Genomic DNA, 15249 nt, shown 5'->3' on the forward strand with positions numbered 1-15249 from the left:
AGGCTCGGTGGGGTGTCCAAGCTGCCCGAGATGCTGACCATCGGCGAGGTCGCCGACCGCAGCGGAGTCCCGCACACCGCGTTGCGCTTCTACGAGGAACGCGGCCTGATCCACTCCGAGCGCACCGCGGGCAACCAGCGCCGCTACCCGCGCGCGGTCCTGCGGCGGCTCGCGTTCATCCGCACCGCCCAGCGCGTCGGCCTGAGCCTGGAGGAGATCCGCGACGCGCTGGAGACCCTGCCGGACCGGCGCACCCCGACCAAAGTCGACTGGACCAAGCTGTCGAAGACCTGGCGCGGTGAGATCGACGCCCGCATCGACGCCCTGCAGCGGCTGCGCGACAACCTCACGTCCTGCATCGGCTGCGGCTGCCTGTCCCTCAAGTCCTGCCTGCTGGTCAACGGCGACGACCAGTTGGCCGCCTTCGGGCCGGGCGCGCCCCGACTCAAGGCGGGCAGCGAAGGCGGCATCAGCTGAGGCTGGGCAGCCGGTCAGGACGGCTGGGTCAGGACGGGTGGGTCAAGACAGCCCGGTCAGGACGAGGACACGTACCAGGCGACCGCGCCGCCCGCGGCGATCAGCGCCAGCAGCAGCAGGATCACCGCCATCACCTTGGCCGACTTCCACGTCGTGTAGACCCCGCCGACGAGGATGCCCGCGAGGGCGATCAAGCCGATGACGACGACTTCCTTGGGCACCTGCGCACCTTCCGTTGCCGGGCGGACTCGCGAACTCTAGAGCACGCCCTTGGTCGAGGGGATGCCGCCGACCCTGGGGTCCGGTTCGGACGCCGCGCGCAGCGCCCTGGCGAACGCCTTGTACTCGGCTTCGGTGATGTGGTGCGGGTCGCGGCCGTGGATGACCCGCAGGTGCAGGGCGATCTGGGCGTGGAAGGCGATCGACTCGAACACGTGCCGGTTGAGCACGGTCGGGTAGTTGCCGCCCACGGTGAAGCCGACCATGACCTCGGGCTCGCCGGTGTGCACGCAGTACGGCCTGCCGGAGACGTCGACCGCGGCGTGCGCCAGGGTCTCGTCCATCGGGATCCAGGCGTCGCCGAAGCGGCGGATGCCCGCCTTGTCGCCGAGCGCGGCGCGCAGCGCCTGACCGAGGACGATGGCGACGTCCTCCACGGTGTGGTGGGCGTCGATCTCGATGTCCCCGGTGGCCCGGACGGTCAGGTCGAACGAGCCGTGCGCGCCGAACGCGGTGAGCATGTGGTCGTAGAACGGGACACCGGTCGAGACCTCGACCTTGCCCGAGCCGTCGAGGTCGATCTCGACCAGGACCGAGGATTCCTTGGTGGCCCGCTCGACCCGGCCGACGCGGTTGGTGGTGCTCACTGCACGATCTCCTTACTGGCGGCCAGGAACGCGTCGTTCTCCGCCGGGGTGCCCACGGTGACCCGCAGGTGCCCGGGGATGCCGACGTCCCGGATGAGCACGCCCCGGTCCAAATAGGACTGCCAGGTGGCGTGCGGGTCGGCGAAGTGTCCGAACAGGATGAAGTTGGCGTCGCTTGGCACGACCGCGGCGCCGAGCCCGGCCAGCGCCAGCGCCACCCGGTCGCGTTCGGCGGCCAGGGCGTGCACCGAGGCCAGCGTCTCGTCGGCGTGCCGCAGGGCGGCGCGGGCGGCGGCCTGGGTCAGCGACGACAGGTGATAAGGCAGGCGCACCAACAGAAGCGCGTCGACCATGGCGGGCGCGGCGGCGAGGTAGCCGAGCCGCCCGCCCGCGAAGGCGAACGCCTTGCTCATGGTGCGGCTGACGATCACCTTCGTGGGGAACTCGTCGATGAGCGCGACCGCGCTCTCCTGCGGCGAGAACTCCGCGTAGGCCTCGTCCACGACCACGATCGCGGGCGCGGCGGCGATCAGCGCGCGCAGGTCGGCGAGCGGGATCGACTGCCCGGTCGGGTTGTTGGGGCTGGTCACGAACACGATGTCCGGCGCGCGCTCGGCGAGCACGGCCACCGCGGCGGCCACGTCGAGGGAGAAGTCCGCCCGGCGCGGGGTCGGCGCCCACTCGGTGCGGGTGCCCGCGGCGATGATCGGGTGCATCGAGTACGACGGCTCGAAGCCGAGCGCGGTGCGCCCCGGGCCGCCGAAGGCCTGCAGGATCTGTTGCAGCACCTCGTTGGACCCGTTGGCCGCCCACAGGTTCGCCGTGCTCAGCCCGACACCCGTGGCCGCGGTCAGGTAGCTCGCGAGGTCCGTGCGCAGCCCGGTCGCGTCCCGGTCGGGGTAGCGGTGCAGGGTGGCCGCGATCTCCCCGACCGCTGCGGTGATGTCCGCGACGAGCGCGGGCGGCGGCGGGTACGGGTTCTCGTTGGTGTTCAACTGGTACGGCACGTCCAGTTGCGGCGCCCCGTACGGCGAGCGCCCGCGCAGGTCGTCGCGCAGCGGCAGGTCCGACAGCGCCGCCCGCTCTCCCGGTGTGCTCACAATCCCTCCGGGAACCGGGCGGTGACGGCCTCGGCGTGCGCGGGCAGGCCCTCGGCCGTGGCGAGGGCGACGACGTGCCCGGCGACCTCGCGCAGCGCGGCCTCGCTGTAGTCGACCACGTGGATGTGGCGCAGGAACGTCTGCACCGACAGGCCGGACGAGTGCCGCGCGCAGCCGCCGGTGGGCAGCACGTGGTTGGAGCCCGCGCAGTAGTCGCCGAGGGACACCGGGGCGTACGGGCCGACGAAGATCGCGCCCGCGCTGCGCACCCGGTCGGCCACCGCGCGCGCGTCGGCGGTCTGGATTTCCAGGTGCTCGGCGGCGTAGGCGTCCACCACCCGGATGCCGTCGTCCACAGAGGACACCAGGATCGTGCCGGACTGCTTGCCGCGCAACGCGGTCCCGACGCGCTCGCTGTGCTTGGTCAGCGGCACCCGGCGGGCCAGCTCGGCGTCCACCGCGTCGGCGAGCTCGACCGAGTCGGTGACCAGGACGCTGGCCGCCAGCGGGTCGTGCTCGGCCTGGCTGATCAGGTCGGCGGCGACGTGCGCCGGGTCGGCTCCGGCGTCGGCGAGGATGGCGATCTCGGTCGGCCCGGCCTCGGCGTCGATGCCGACCAGCCCGCGCACGAGCCGCTTGGCCGCGGTCAGGTAGATGTTGCCGGGCCCGGTGACCATGTCGACCGGGGCAAGCTCGGCGCCGTCGGTGTCGACGCCGCCGTAGGTCAGCAGCGCGACCGCCTGCGCGCCGCCGACCGCCCACACCTCGTCTACGCCGAGCAGCGCGGCGGTGGCCAGGATGCCCGGGTGCGGCAGGCCGCCGAACTCGGCCTGCGGCGGCGAGCACACGACCAGCGACTCGACCCCGGCGGCCTGGGCGGGCACCACGTTCATCACCACGGTCGACGGGTACACCGCGAGCCCGCCGGGGGCGTAGAGCCCGACCCGCTGGACCGGGGCCCAGCGCTCGGTGACCGTGCCGCCTGCCGCGACCCGCGTGGTGGTCTCGACCCGGCGCTGCTCGTTGTGCACGACCCGGGCGCGGGCGATGGCCTCCCCCAGCGCCGCGCGGACCGGCTCGGCCAGTTCGGCGAGGGCGCGTTCGAGGTGGGCCACCGGCACCCGGACCGAGTCCGGCCGGACCTGGTCGAACTTCTCGGTGTACTCCAGGGCGGCCTCGACACCCCGCGCGCGCACGTCGTCGACGATCGGGCGGACCTGATGCAGCACCGCGTCCACGTCGACCTCGGCCCGCGGCAGCGTGGTGCGCAGCTCGGCGGGCGACGGGAGGGCGGAACGCAGATCGGTACGCGTCAGCATGAGGTCCTTCCAGGACGAGGGGACCTCCCCAGAATATGCGCTGCGTATACGCACCCGATCGGGGCGGTACCCGAGGTCTGCCCGAGGTCACAGCGGGTCGGGTCGGCGGTCGCGTTCCAGGGCCGCGACGGCGGCGACTGCCTGGTCGATCTGCTCCGGCGAGACGAAGTAGTGCGGCGAGGCGCGCACCACCTGGGCCAGCCCCCGGCGGGTCATGTCGTAGCGGGTCGAACTCACCCTGCTGACGGTCACCGTGATGTCCCTGGCGAGCAGCGCGTCGCGGACCCGCTCCGCGGCCGTTCCCTCGACGGTGAAGCTGACCAGTCCGCAGCGGCGGCTGCCCAGGTCGCGGACCTCGACGCCGGAAATCGCGGCCAGCCCGGCGCGCAGCCGGTCGGCACGCTCCCCGACCGCCGCCGCGATCCGGTCGAGACCCAGGTCCAGCGCGTACCGGACGGCGGCGATGAGCCCCAGCCGCTCGGCCACGCCGAACTCCCACAGCTCGAACACGCGCGCGTCGTCGTGCAGCCGGACCTCGTCCAGGCTCTCCCAGAACCCGCCGCGCAGGTCGACCAGTCGGGGCCGCAGCCGGTCGAGGGCGGCCCGGCGCACGGCCAGGACCCCGGTGCCGCGCGGGCCGCGCAGCCACTTGCGGCCGGTGCCGGTGACGATGTCCGCGCCCGCCGGAATGGGCAGCTGCCCCAGCGACTGGCACGCGTCGAGCAGGACCAGCGCGCCTGCCTCGTGCACGGCGGCCGCGGCCTCGGTGACCGGGTTGACCAGTCCGCCGTTGGTGGGCACGTGCACCAGCGACAGCAGCTTCACCCGCTCGTCAAGCATCCCGCGCAGCGCGTCGACGTCGAGGGCGCCGTCGGCGTCGGACGGCACCGCCTCGACGGTCGCGCCGACCCGGCGGGCCAGGGTCAGCAGCGGAATGGCGTTGCCGCCGTACTCGGCCTCGGTGGTCAGCACCCGGTCTCCCGGGCCGAGCGGGATCGCGTCGAGCGCGGCGAGCCAGGAGCGGCTGGCGCTGTCGGTGAACGCCACCTCGTCCGGCAGGCAGCCCAGCAGGTCGGCGACGTGGGCGTACCCCTGGTCGAGGTCGTCCTGCCGCTCGGCGGCGGCGCGGTAGCCGCCCACCTCGGCCTCGCGGCGCAGATGGCCGACGACCTCGTCCACCACCTGCCTCGGCGGCAGCGACGAGCCCGCGCTGTCGAGGAAGACCCGGTCACGGCACGCGGGTGTGTCCGCGCGCACGGCGGCGAGATCGATGGCGCTCACTGAACCACCTCACCAGATCGGGAGCCTCGGACGTGTGTTGAGCGTTCGCTCGCAGGCTCGCTCACCGGGGCGCCCAGCGCTGCAGGTTCCACCATGCTCCCCACGTGTGGTCGGCGCCCGTGGCGTCCACCACGGGCTCGTATCCGGTCCAGTTCTCGCGCATGACATAGCTGTGCGTCGGCGCGGCCAGCACCACCATGGTCGGCGCGCTGGCGTACGCCCGCTGCAACGCCCGGAACGCGGCGGCGCGCTGGGCCGGGTCGGTGGTGGCCCGAGCCGCGTCGAGCGCGGCAGCCAGGTCACCGCCCGCTGGGTGCAGCAGCGGATACAGTGACAGGTCTGGGTCGACCGGGTCGCCGAACGCCACGAGCCGGGGCCCCTGCGCGGCCGACCCGCGCGGCGTCGGCGCGGCCGTGATCGTCACCCCGATCTCCCTGGCGGCCTGCGCGAACGCCGCCACCAGGTCACGCGCGGTCACATCGGCGACGGGGTAGCCGATCTCGAACGCCGCGAGCGTGTCACCTTTGCTCCGCACTCCGTCCCCACCGGCCGCCCACCCCGCCGCGTCCAGCACCTCGCGGGCGCGGGCCAGGTCCGGCTTGATCGCCGCCCCCGGCTCCACGAACTCGGCCAGCGCCGAGGGCACCGGCAGCGACGTCGGCGCGCCCCGGCCGCCCAGCGCCCGCTCCACCAGCGCCTCCCGGTCGACGGCGAGGTTCAACGCGAGCCGGACAGCCGGGTCACCGGTCACCGGCCCGTCAGGCAGGCTCACCGCGAGCAGCCCCGCGCTGCTGTGCTCGACCACGGCAAGCCCGTTGACACCCGCGAACCCCGTCGCCAGCCGGGCGGGCAACTCGGTCCCGTCCAGCTTGCCCTCGCGCATCCGCTGGGCGCGCACCTCGTCATCGGGCACGAACTCGACGGTGACCTTGGTAATCGCGGGCGCCCCAGCGAAATACGCCTGGTTGGCGGCGAGCACCAGGCGCTCCCCCTTCACCCACTCGGCAACCTGGTACGGCCCCGTCCCCACCGGCGGTTCAGCCGGGTCGGCGCGGATGTCGGACTCCGACCGCACCCCCAGCACCAGCAGGTCGGCGAACGCGGCATACGGCCGGGTCAGATCGAACCGGACCGTGGTCTTGTCGATCGCCTCCACCCCGGCGAGCATCCAGAACCGCGACCGCAGCGGCGCGCTGTCCACCAGCAGCGCCCGGTAGGTGGCCACCACATCAGCGGAGTCGAACGCGCTGCCGTCGCTGAACGACACATCATCCCGCAGCCGAACCGTCCACGACCGCCCATCCGACGACGGCCCCGGCAACTCGGCCGCCAACACCGGCCGCAGGGCCCGCACCGGGTCATGCTCGACCAGCCCGTCGAACACCTTGGCGGCCCCCAACGGCGCGTACCCCCGCAGCGGGTCCAGCGACTCAGGCTCATCCGCGACCCCGATCACCAGCGACGTGCCTTCCGGGTCCCCGGACGCGGGCGGCGTAGGTTCACCGGTACAGGCCGCAACCAGCAGAACAGCGGCGAAGACCGCGACAAGGCGGGGCAGAATCGGCACGAGGCCCGACACTAGTCGGACCGACTTCGAGGGGAACGACCATGCGCGTGGCGCTGTGCCAGATCACATCGACACCGGACCCGACGGCCAACCTGGCCCTGGTCAGAACCGCCGTCCAAGAGGCAGCGGCCCAAGGCGCGGCGGTAGCCCTCTTCCCCGAAGCCACCATGGCCTGCTTCGCCGTCCCCCTTGCCCCCCTGGCCGAACCCTTGACCGGACCCTGGGCAACGAAGGTCCAAGAAATAGCCGATGAACACGCCATAGTGGTGGTCGCGGGCATGTTCACCCCCTCCCCCGACGGCCGAGTGACCAACACAATGCTGATCACCGGCCAGGGCAACCACCTGGGCTACGACAAAATCCACCTCTTCGACGCCTTCGGCTTCACCGAATCCCGCACCGTGGCCCCCGGCAACACCCTGGTGACGGTCACGGTGGAAGACACCGTCCTAGGCATAGCCACCTGCTACGACGTCCGCTTCCCAGAGTTGTTCCGAGCCCTGGCAGACCAAGGCGCCACCGCGATCCTCATGGGCGCGTCCTGGGGCGCGGGCCCAGGCAAACGAGAACAGTGGGAACTATTGGTGCGCGCAAGGGCCCTGGACTCAACATGCTGGGTCCTAGCCTGCGGCCAAGCAGACCCCGGCCCAGTAACCGGCCCAGCCCCCCTAGGCATCGGCCACAGCCTGGCGGCAACCCCCTTCGGCGACGTAGTAGCCCAACTAGGCCCCACCCCCGGCCTACTACTGGTCGACGTAGACACAACAACAGTGGACAAGGCCCGCAAAGCCATCCCCGTCCTAGCCAACCGCCGCCTCTAACCCCGCACTCCCATCTACCAAACCCAACCCCGCCAGGCGCTCAACGGAGCCAAAGAGCACCCCGAACACCGGCCATGCCCACCTGCCCTGCAAGGCGCTCGATGGGACGCAGGAGCACGCCCGCCCCTGCCAGGCCGAACCCGCGCTCGCCCAGTGCTCGATGGGGTGGAGTGGTTTCTTCGGGGGTGAAGGAAGATCCCTGAACTCGCCGTGGTCGTGGGGCCGAAGGCTCCCCACCCGTCTTTCCCGCGACGGGATCTTCCTTCTTAGGGGCCCCGAACAAACCACTCCACCCCATCGAGCAGACCCCACCCAAAGCCGCCCCCCGGCGAAACCGGCCCACCCCCTCGGGCAACCCCACCCCAACCACCAGATCAGCCCCGCAGATCCATCCCGAGATCAAGCACAGGCGACGAGTGCGTCAACCCACCAACCGCCAAATAGTCCACACCAGTCTCCGCGTAAGAACGAGCCACCCCCAGCGTCAGCCCACCAGAGGCTTCCAACCGAGTCCCCGTCCCACTCGCACGCCGAACAGCTTCAGCACACTCACCAGCACTGAAGTTGTCCAACAGCACCAACTCCGCCCGCTCAGCCAACGCCTCGTCCAGCTGATCAAGACTGTCGACCTCGACCTCACACACCAGATCCGGCGCATAAGCCCGCGCCGCCGCAAGGGCTTTCGCCACCGACCCCGCCGCCAGCACATGGTTGTCCTTGATGAGGATCGCGTCCCCCAACCCCATCCGGTGGTTCACCCCACCCCCACACCGAACCGCGTACTTCTGCAAGGACCGCAGCCCCGGCAACGTCTTCCGCGAGTCCCGCACCGCTGCCCCGGTCCCGTCAATCGCCGCGACCCACGCCGCGGTGGCACTGGCGATCCCAGACAAATGGCACAGAAAGTTCAGCGCCGTGCGCTCAGCGGTCAGCAGCGCCCGAGTGTTCCCGCGCACCACCAAGGCGGGCGCCCCGGGCACAGCGGCGGAGCCATCCTCCACAGAGGACACCACAACCAGATCCGGCACCACAGCCTCGAACACCGCCAACGCCACCGGAATCCCGGCCAGCACCCCCGCCTGACGCGGCGTCAACTCCGCCACCGCGATCACGTCCGCCGCCACAGTCGCCTCAGTGGTCACATCGGGCCCGTACCGCAGGTCCTCCGACAGCGCCAGAGCGATCGCCCGATCCATATCCTCCCGGTCGATGGTCACGCCGCGCCTCGCAGAGCAGTCGGCCGAGCCAGCACCGGCTGACCGGACGGGTTGAGCCGAACAATCAACCCACGCCGCCACACAGCGTCGTCCCGAACCGGGAAATCAGTGCGTACATGGCATCCACGGCTCTCCGTGCGGGCAGCGGCAGCCGCGATAAGCGCGCGCCCAACCAGCGTCAGCGCCGCGTCCTCGACCAGCTCCCGGGTCTCAAGAGGACGGTCTACAGCGGACACATCCAGCACCGACCCCACCACAGCCAGCCCCTCAGCCTCCCGCCCGATCGCGGCATACCGACTCATGACCCGCTGCAAGGAGTCCCGCTCGGCGACCGGAGCCACCGGCAGGTCGGCGACAACGGCAAGCCGGGTATCGGCAAGCTTCCCGCACGCAAGATCCGCCGCGACCGCCTCAGCCGCCCGCGTGCCGACAACCAAACCCTCAAGCAGACTGTTGGACGCGAGCCGATTCGCCCCATGCAGCCCCGTGCTGGCGACCTCACCCGCCGCGTACAGCCCGTCGACCGCGGTCCGACCGTCCACATCGGACACGAGCCCGCCGCAGGCGAAGTGCGCCGCGGGCGCGACCGGAATCGGCTCGGTCACCGGATCGACACCAGCCGCGAGGCAGGCGGCGTGAACAGTCGGGAACCGAGTGCGGAAAGTCGCGCCGTCAAGGTGAGTGGCGTCGAGGAACACGTGATCGTCGATCCCGCCCCGCTCGAACGCCATGTGCCGAGTGATCGCCGCGGCCACCACATCGCGCGGAGCCAGATCGGCGAGCGGGTGCACGCCGGTCATGACCCGCGCCCCGGTCGCGTCGACCAGCACCGCGCCCTCGCCGCGCACCGCCTCGGTCACCAGCGGACAACGCCCCCGCGCGCCCTGCCCGGTGTACAGCACGGTCGGATGGAACTGGACGAACTCGACGTCGGCGACCGGGGCGCCCGCGCGCAGCGCCAGCGCCAAACCGTCCCCTGTGGCCACTTCTGGGTTGGAGGTGGCCTGGTAAAGCTGCCCGAGCCCGCCGGTGGCGAGCAGCACGGCGGGCGCGGTGAGCACGCCGGGCACCCCCGCCGAGTCAAGCACCAGCAGCCCGGCGACCGCGCCCCCTGCCGTGCGGACGGCCTGCACGGCGACGTGGTTCTCCAGCACCGGCACCCGCCCGTCGCGGGTCGCCGCGAGCAGGGCCCGCTCGACCTCCGCCCCGGTCGCGTCGCCGCCCGCGTGCACCACGCGGAACGCGCTGTGCCCGCCCTCACGGGTGCGGGCCAGCCGCCCGCCGGGCGCGGGGTCGAACACCGCGCCCAGTTCGCGCAGCCTGGTCACCGCGGCGGGGCCGTCGGCGATGATCGCGCGCACGGCGTCCTCGTCGCACAGGCCCGCCCCGGCCACCAGCGTGTCCGCGACGTGCTTGTCGACCGAGTCGCCCGGATCGTGCTCACCGGGCAGGACGACGGCGACGCCGCCCTGGGCCCAGCGGGTGTTGCCGTCCTCGGCCGCGGCCTTGGTGAGAACCAGGACGCGCAGGCCGAGCGAGTGCGCCCGCAGCGCGGCGGTCAGCCCGGCGACCCCGGTCCCGACGACGACGAGGTCGGCTCTGGCCTCCCAGCGTGGGCCGCTCACTCGCCACCGCCGGGCTGCCCGATCTCGATCATCCGCTGCACCGCGCCGCGCGCCCGTGCCGCGGTGTCGAGGTCGACGTGCACCTCGTCGCGGCCCTCGCGCAGCGCCCGCAGCAGCGCGGCCGGGGTGATCATCTTCATGTAGCGGCACGAGGCCCGGTCGTTGACGGCGCGGAACTCGATGCCCGGCGCGGCCTTGCGCAACTGGTGCAGCATCCCGATCTCGGTGGCGACCAGCACCGACTTCGCGTTGGTGGCCTTCGCCTGGGTGACCATGTCTCCGGTGGAGAGGATCTTGACCTGCGCGCTGGGCACGATGCCCTCGCCCGCGAGGTAGAGCGCCGAGGTCGCGCAGCCGCACTCCGGGTGGATGAACAGGTCGGCGTCGGGGTCCGCCGCCGCCCGCTCGGCCAGCTCCGGGCCGTTGATGCCCGCGTGGACGTGGCATTCCCCCGCCCAGATGTGCAGGTTCTCCCGGCCGGTCTCGCGCTTGACGTGCGCGCCGAGGAACTGGTCCGGCAGGAACAGGACCTCGCGGTCGGCGGGGATCGACCGCACGACGTCGACGGCGTTGGAGGAGGTGCAGCAGATGTCGGTCTCGGCCTTCACCTCGGCCGTGGTGTTCACATACGACACCACCACCGCGCCCGGGTGCTCGGCCTTCCACTCGCGCAGCTGCGCGCCGGTGATCGAGTCGGCCAGCGAGCAGCCCGCCCGCTCGTCCGGGATCAGCACGGTCTTCTCCGGGCTGAGGATCTTCGCGGTCTCGGCCATGAAGTGCACGCCGCAGAAGACGATCGTGGACGCGTCGCTCTGCGCGGCGATCCGGCTCAGCGCGAGCGAGTCGCCGGTGAAGTCGGCGATGTCCTGGATCTCCGGCAGCTGGTAGTTGTGCGCCAGCAGCACCGCGTCGCGCTCGCGGGCCAGCGCCCGCACCTCGTCCCGCCACGCGGCGTCCGCCTCCACCCCGCCATAGGGGGTCAGGTCGATCAGTTCCGCGGTCATCGGGTCCCTCCTCAGTTGTCCGATTTCCGATCCCGAGGTTTTCGCCTTAGGATCGAAAACATGCTGAATGCTACCACCGCGTCACTTCCGCTCGCGCACGAAGTCCTGGCCGCGGTGCTCCAGGTGAGGCAGGAATCACTGCAAGTCCTGTTGTGGGAGCGCGGAATGGAGCCACACGCGCACCGATGGTCACTGCCTGGCGGCCGGTTGCGCGCGGATGAGGACGTGGAGTCGTCAATCCGCCGCCAACTGGCCGAGAAGGTCGATGTGCGGCAGGTCTCACATGTCGAACAGCTCGCCGTGTTCAGCGCCCCCGACCGCGTCCCCGGGCCGAGGGTGATCGCCACCGCGTTCCTGTGCCTGGTCCCATCGCACATGGACCCCGAACTGCCGGACGACACCGCGTGGCACCCGGTGGAGTCGCTGCCGCACACCGCGTTCGACCACGGCGCGATCGTCCTGCGCGCCCGCAACCGGCTGCGGGCGAAGCTGTCGTACACCAACATCGGGTTCGCCCTGGCGCCCCCGGCGTTCACCATCTCGGCGCTGCGCGAGCTGTACTCGGCCGCCCTGGGCTACCGCGTCTCGGCGACCAACCTGCAACGCGTCCTGGCCCGCCGCGGGCTGCTGGCCCCCACCGGCGAGACCTCCCGCCCCGGCCGGGCCGGTGGCAGGCCCGCGGCCCAGTTTCGTTTCGCGGACACCAGCATGGCCGTCACCGACCCGTTCGCGGTGCTCAGGCCCCCCGGCGAGCGACGGTGAAGCAGAAATAAGACAAAGGCGGCGTGGGCAATCGCACAGCGAGCGTGGTCGCCACGTCGTAGCGTGGGCGCGTGGCCGATTCGCTTCCGCTGTTCCCGCTGCAGGCGGTGCTGCTCCCCGGTGCGAACCTGCCCCTGCACATCTTCGAACCCCGCTACCGCCAGCTCACCCTCGACCTGGTGACCGGCACCCTCCCCGACCGCCGCTTCGGCGTGGTCGCGCTGCGCCCGTCCATGGACAACGAGGTCACCGACCTCGGCCAACTCCGCGCCATCGGCTGCTCGGCGGCCCTCCGCGAAGCCAAACGCCTCCCCGACGGCCGCTTCGACATCGTGACCACCGGCGACCGCCGCTTCCGCCTGCTCGACCTGGACACCACATCCGCCCCCTACCTGATGGGCACCGTGGAATGGGTCCCCGACGCCGACCAGCCCATGACAGCCGCCGACGCCGTGTCAATGCTGGCGAAAGCCGCCCGCTCCGCCCACCGCCGCTACTGCACCGCGGCCTGGCAACGAGAAGACTGGAACGAACCAGACGAAGACATAGACGCCTGCGAACTGGCCCACGCCCTAGCCGCGGACTGCCTCCTCAGCCTGGACGACCGCCAACGGCTCCTGGAGGAAACCCGCCCCCTCCACCGCTTGCGCATGGTCGGCCAACTCCTGAACCGCGAAGCAGGCATCCTCTCCGCCCTCCGCGCGGTCCCCGCCCCACCCACCGAGTTCGGCACCCCCATCAGCCTCAACTAGGCGATCCACACAGCCAAGCCGCAAAAGCCGTTTCCCCACACACCCGGCGTGTCGCACAACAACCACGGCGAGTTATCCACAGGCAACCCGCACCCCATTCCCCACCGTGACTTGCACCGATAGAATGGAACAGGGCCGGGCCCCCAGGGCGGGTGGGTTTGTTGTGTGGGGTTCGGGGCGGCGGAATAAGCACTTAATGGCTGTGAATTAGGCGCTGCCGCTTGGCTTTTCGGCGCGCGGAGCCAGCCCGGCGCTCGCCAAGCCGCACGTAAAGCTGCCAGGTGCTCGATGGGGTGGAGTGGTTTCTTCGGGGGAGAAGGAAGATCGCCAAGTTGGCTTCGCACGTGTGAGGGCGAAGGCTTCCCACCCGCCCATCGAGCAACCCCACCCAAGCCCCGAACCACGGAACACCATCGAGCAGGCCCCCACGAGCAGCCAGCCAAAACCAGCCAGCCCAGCACAGGGCTACCCGAGCCTGCGCCCCAAATCATCCCGCCCGTTCCACGCCGCGGCTACCCCGTAAGCGAACGCCGTCCCCAACGGCCACGCCACGATTCCCCACCCGGATTCCAACCGGGGAGCCAAAGTCACCACATCCCCCAGCGCGGGCGCCCCCACGACAACGAACCGCGCTTCCGCCCAGGACACTCCGGTCTGCGCCGCCAACCACGCCGCCAACCCGGACCCGAGCACAGCGGCCACCATCATCACCGGTCCACGGCGCTCCCGCAGCAGCCACACCGCGACCCCGGTCACCACCCCCGCCGCCAACCCCAGCAACAGGAACAGCACCAGGTCGTCGAAGCGGTGGTAGCTTTCCGTCCGCAACGGCGCCAGCCCGCCGTCCTCGACGACCTGGACAAGCTGCCCAGGAGCCAGCCGGGACCACAGCCACCCCACCGCGAAGCCGAACAACGAGATGGTCGACAGCACGCTGACCGCAGGCAGCAGGTCGCGCTTGACCACCACCGGGGCGGGCTTGTGCGACCACGGCAGGTAATCGGGGGGCGCCGTCACGCCTGACCTCCGCTCGCGAGAACTCATGGGCCGAATGGGTCAGCCCATGCGCGAGACTAGTCCGTCAGCACGGGGACGCCCGCGCTGGTCGACTCGCCGTGCCTGCTGCACCGCGCGGACCAGCCGACCGGGGTCACCTGCACGACCATCCGGCGTGCGCACTCGGCGCAGAAGCGGGGTGGTTCCAGGGCGGCGCGACCGCCGCGGCAGGAGAGGTGGTCTCCCGCCGCGGCGGGCTGGCCGCAGTGCACACAGAACACGACAGAACTCCTACAGCGAGTCGCTGAGCGCCTTGATCGGCATCTTGAGGTCGGACAGCATGTCCAGGTCCCGCTGGGCGGGCCTGCCGAGGTTGGTCAGGTAGTTGCCGACGATGATCGCGTTGACCCCGCCCAACATGCCCTTCTCGGCGCCGAGGTCGCCCAGGGTCAGCTCGCGGCCGCCCGCGAAGCGCAGCATCGTGCGCGGCAGGGCGAGGCGGAACGCGGCGACCACGCGCAGCGCGTCGCGGCCCTCGATCGGCTCGTACTGCTCGTACGGGGTGCCCGGCTGCGGGATGAGGAAGTTCATCGGGACCTCGTGCGGGTCCAGTTCGGCAAGCTGCACGGCGAACTCGGCGCGTTGCTCGTCGGTCTCGCCCATGCCGATGATGCCGCCGGAGCAGACCTCCATGCCCGCCTCGCGCACCATCCGCAGGGTGTCCCAGCGCTCCTCCCAGGAGTGCGTGGTCACCACCTTCGGGAAGTGCGAGCGCGCGGTCTCCAGGTTGTGGTTGTAGCGGTGCACGCCCATCGCGACGAGCTCGTCGACCTGCTCCTGGGTGAGCATGCCCAGCGAGCAGGCGATCTGGATGTCGTTGCCGGATTCGCGGATCGCCTTGATGCCGTCGCGCACCTGGGAGAGCAGGCGGGCGTCGGGGCCGCGCACGGCCGCGACGATGCAGAACTCGGTGGCCCCGGTGGCCGCGGTCTGGCGGGCGGCCTCGACCAGGCCCGGGATGTCCAGCCAGGCGGAGCGGACCGGGGTCGGGAAGCGGCCGGACTGCGAGCAGAAGTGGCAGTCCTCCGGGCAGCCGCCGGTCTTGAGGCTGACGATGCCCTCGACCTCGACCTCGGGGCCGCACCACTTCATCCGGACCTCGTGGGCCAGGGCGAGCAGGTCCTCCAAGCGGTCGTCGCCGAGCCGCAGAACCCGCAGCACCTGCTCCTCGGACAGGCCGACACCGCGGTCGAGCACCTGTTCGCGGGCGACGGCGAGCACGTCGTCGTTGGTCGCGCTGTCATGGGTGCGCTCGGCGGCTGCCGTCACGGTGGTTCCTCCTAGAGCCGGTGCGTCCGGGCCGGGTGCGGCGCCGGGGCTTGGTATTCGGGCATGTGGTCCGGGCATTGTGCGTCGGGGGTCAGTCTGCCTCATGGGACTGACACACATGAGCGACTAATCT

Annotated in this window: 16 protein-coding genes; 4 read left to right on the forward strand and 12 right to left on the reverse strand. The window is 71.4% G+C overall.

Annotated elements, in window-relative coordinates:
• The first annotated feature begins 30 nt into the window (after positions 1 to 30).
• Entirely contained in the window at positions 31 to 477 is a 447-nt protein-coding gene (gene soxR, locus BLS56_RS04050) for a redox-sensitive transcriptional activator SoxR (RefSeq protein ID WP_407640483.1), read from the forward strand.
• Positions 478 to 533: 56 nt separating this feature from the next.
• Here soxR and BLS56_RS31230 read toward each other — a convergent pair whose 3' ends face one another.
• The 6 genes from BLS56_RS31230 to BLS56_RS04075 form a co-directional block, all read right to left on the reverse strand.
• Positions 534 to 698 (reverse strand): hypothetical protein, encoded by a 165-nt coding sequence (locus BLS56_RS31230; RefSeq protein ID WP_175482651.1) that lies wholly within the window; start codon positions 696 to 698, stop codon positions 534 to 536.
• 36 nt (positions 699 to 734) lie between these two features.
• Positions 735 to 1343, reverse strand: a complete 609-nt coding sequence (gene hisB, locus BLS56_RS04055) for an imidazoleglycerol-phosphate dehydratase HisB (RefSeq protein WP_091448225.1) — start codon at positions 1341 to 1343, stop codon at positions 735 to 737.
• Complete coding sequence (locus BLS56_RS04060; RefSeq protein WP_091448227.1) at positions 1340 to 2443, reverse strand: histidinol-phosphate transaminase; 1104 nt, start codon at positions 2441 to 2443, stop codon at positions 1340 to 1342. Before BLS56_RS04060 ends, hisB begins: the two co-directional genes overlap by 4 nt.
• A complete protein-coding gene (gene hisD, locus BLS56_RS04065) occupies positions 2440 to 3762 on the reverse strand; it encodes a histidinol dehydrogenase (RefSeq protein ID WP_091448228.1) in 1323 nt (440 codons plus the stop codon). The genes BLS56_RS04060 and hisD overlap by 4 nt, the downstream gene beginning before the upstream one ends.
• 87 nt (positions 3763 to 3849) lie before the next feature.
• On the reverse strand, positions 3850 to 5043 hold the full coding sequence (locus BLS56_RS04070) for an aminotransferase class V-fold PLP-dependent enzyme (protein ID WP_407640472.1): 1194 nt from the start codon (positions 5041 to 5043) through the stop codon (positions 3850 to 3852).
• A gap of 61 nt (positions 5044 to 5104) precedes the next feature.
• Positions 5105 to 6610, reverse strand: coding sequence for an ABC transporter substrate-binding protein (locus tag BLS56_RS04075; protein WP_228771332.1), 1506 nt, complete (start codon positions 6608 to 6610; stop codon positions 5105 to 5107).
• 41 nt (positions 6611 to 6651) lie between these two features.
• Between BLS56_RS04075 and BLS56_RS04080 the strand changes: the two genes are divergently transcribed.
• Positions 6652 to 7431, forward strand: coding sequence for a carbon-nitrogen hydrolase family protein (locus BLS56_RS04080; protein ID WP_091448232.1), 780 nt, complete (start codon positions 6652 to 6654; stop codon positions 7429 to 7431).
• Between the two features lie 374 nt (positions 7432 to 7805).
• Here BLS56_RS04080 and nadC read toward each other — a convergent pair whose 3' ends face one another.
• From nadC to nadA, 3 genes are read right to left on the reverse strand one after another with little or no spacing between them, the layout of a single operon-like run.
• Positions 7806 to 8627 (reverse strand): carboxylating nicotinate-nucleotide diphosphorylase, encoded by an 822-nt coding sequence (gene nadC / locus BLS56_RS04085; protein ID WP_228771386.1) that lies wholly within the window; start codon positions 8625 to 8627, stop codon positions 7806 to 7808.
• Positions 8628 to 8644: 17 nt separating this feature from the next.
• Complete coding sequence (locus BLS56_RS04090; protein ID WP_091448235.1) at positions 8645 to 10273, reverse strand: L-aspartate oxidase; 1629 nt, start codon at positions 10271 to 10273, stop codon at positions 8645 to 8647.
• On the reverse strand, positions 10270 to 11277 hold the full coding sequence (gene nadA, locus BLS56_RS04095; protein ID WP_091448236.1) for a quinolinate synthase NadA: 1008 nt from the start codon (positions 11275 to 11277) through the stop codon (positions 10270 to 10272). Before nadA ends, BLS56_RS04090 begins: the two co-directional genes overlap by 4 nt.
• Positions 11278 to 11337: 60 nt before the next feature.
• Here nadA and BLS56_RS04100 point away from each other — a divergent pair, with 60 nt between their 5' ends.
• Together BLS56_RS04100 and BLS56_RS04105 are read left to right on the forward strand one after the other, a co-directional pair.
• Positions 11338 to 12039 (forward strand): NUDIX hydrolase, encoded by a 702-nt coding sequence (locus BLS56_RS04100; protein WP_091448238.1) that lies wholly within the window; start codon positions 11338 to 11340, stop codon positions 12037 to 12039.
• Between the two features lie 71 nt (positions 12040 to 12110).
• Positions 12111 to 12791: an LON peptidase substrate-binding domain-containing protein gene (locus BLS56_RS04105; protein ID WP_091448239.1), complete on the forward strand. Its 681-nt coding sequence runs from the start codon at positions 12111 to 12113 to the stop codon at positions 12789 to 12791.
• A gap of 465 nt (positions 12792 to 13256) precedes the next feature.
• Here the strand turns inward: BLS56_RS04105 and BLS56_RS04110 are convergent, their stop codons facing one another.
• Genes BLS56_RS04110 through bioB form a run of 3 tightly spaced genes read right to left on the reverse strand, consistent with a single transcriptional unit; the run spans position 13257 to position 15116 of the window.
• On the reverse strand, positions 13257 to 13835 hold the full coding sequence (locus BLS56_RS04110) for a DUF2567 domain-containing protein (protein ID WP_091448240.1): 579 nt from the start codon (positions 13833 to 13835) through the stop codon (positions 13257 to 13259).
• Between the two features lie 29 nt (positions 13836 to 13864).
• Entirely contained in the window at positions 13865 to 14068 is a 204-nt protein-coding gene (gene bsaP / locus BLS56_RS04115; RefSeq protein ID WP_091448242.1) for a biotin synthase auxiliary protein BsaP, read from the reverse strand.
• A 10-nt stretch (positions 14069 to 14078) separates the two neighbouring features.
• The gene (gene bioB / locus BLS56_RS04120; protein ID WP_091448243.1) at positions 14079 to 15116 is read right to left on the reverse strand and encodes a biotin synthase BioB; all 1038 of its coding nucleotides are present in this window, start codon (positions 15114 to 15116) and stop codon (positions 14079 to 14081) included.
• Positions 15117 to 15249: the final 133 nt, after the last annotated feature.

The sequence above is a fragment of the Actinokineospora iranica genome, assembly GCF_900101685.1.
GTDB lineage: Bacteria > Actinomycetota > Actinomycetes > Mycobacteriales > Pseudonocardiaceae > Actinokineospora > Actinokineospora iranica.

Excerpts from the sequence above, each read along its gene's own strand:
- BLS56_RS04100 (WP_091448238.1), top strand. The coding sequence starts at position 11,338 with ATGCTGAATGCTACCACCGCGTCACTTCCGCTCGCGCACGAAGTCCTG.
- hisD (WP_091448228.1), bottom strand. The coding sequence starts at position 3,762 with ATGCTGACGCGTACCGATCTGCGTTCCGCCCTCCCGTCGCCCGCCGAG.
- nadA (WP_091448236.1), bottom strand. The coding sequence starts at position 11,277 with ATGACCGCGGAACTGATCGACCTGACCCCCTATGGCGGGGTGGAGGCG.
- soxR (WP_407640483.1), top strand. The coding sequence starts at position 31 with ATGCTGACCATCGGCGAGGTCGCCGACCGCAGCGGAGTCCCGCACACC.
- nadC (WP_228771386.1), bottom strand. The coding sequence starts at position 8,627 with ATGGATCGGGCGATCGCTCTGGCGCTGTCGGAGGACCTGCGGTACGGG.
- BLS56_RS04110 (WP_091448240.1), bottom strand. The coding sequence starts at position 13,835 with ATGAGTTCTCGCGAGCGGAGGTCAGGCGTGACGGCGCCCCCCGATTAC.
- BLS56_RS04080 (WP_091448232.1), top strand. The coding sequence starts at position 6,652 with ATGCGCGTGGCGCTGTGCCAGATCACATCGACACCGGACCCGACGGCC.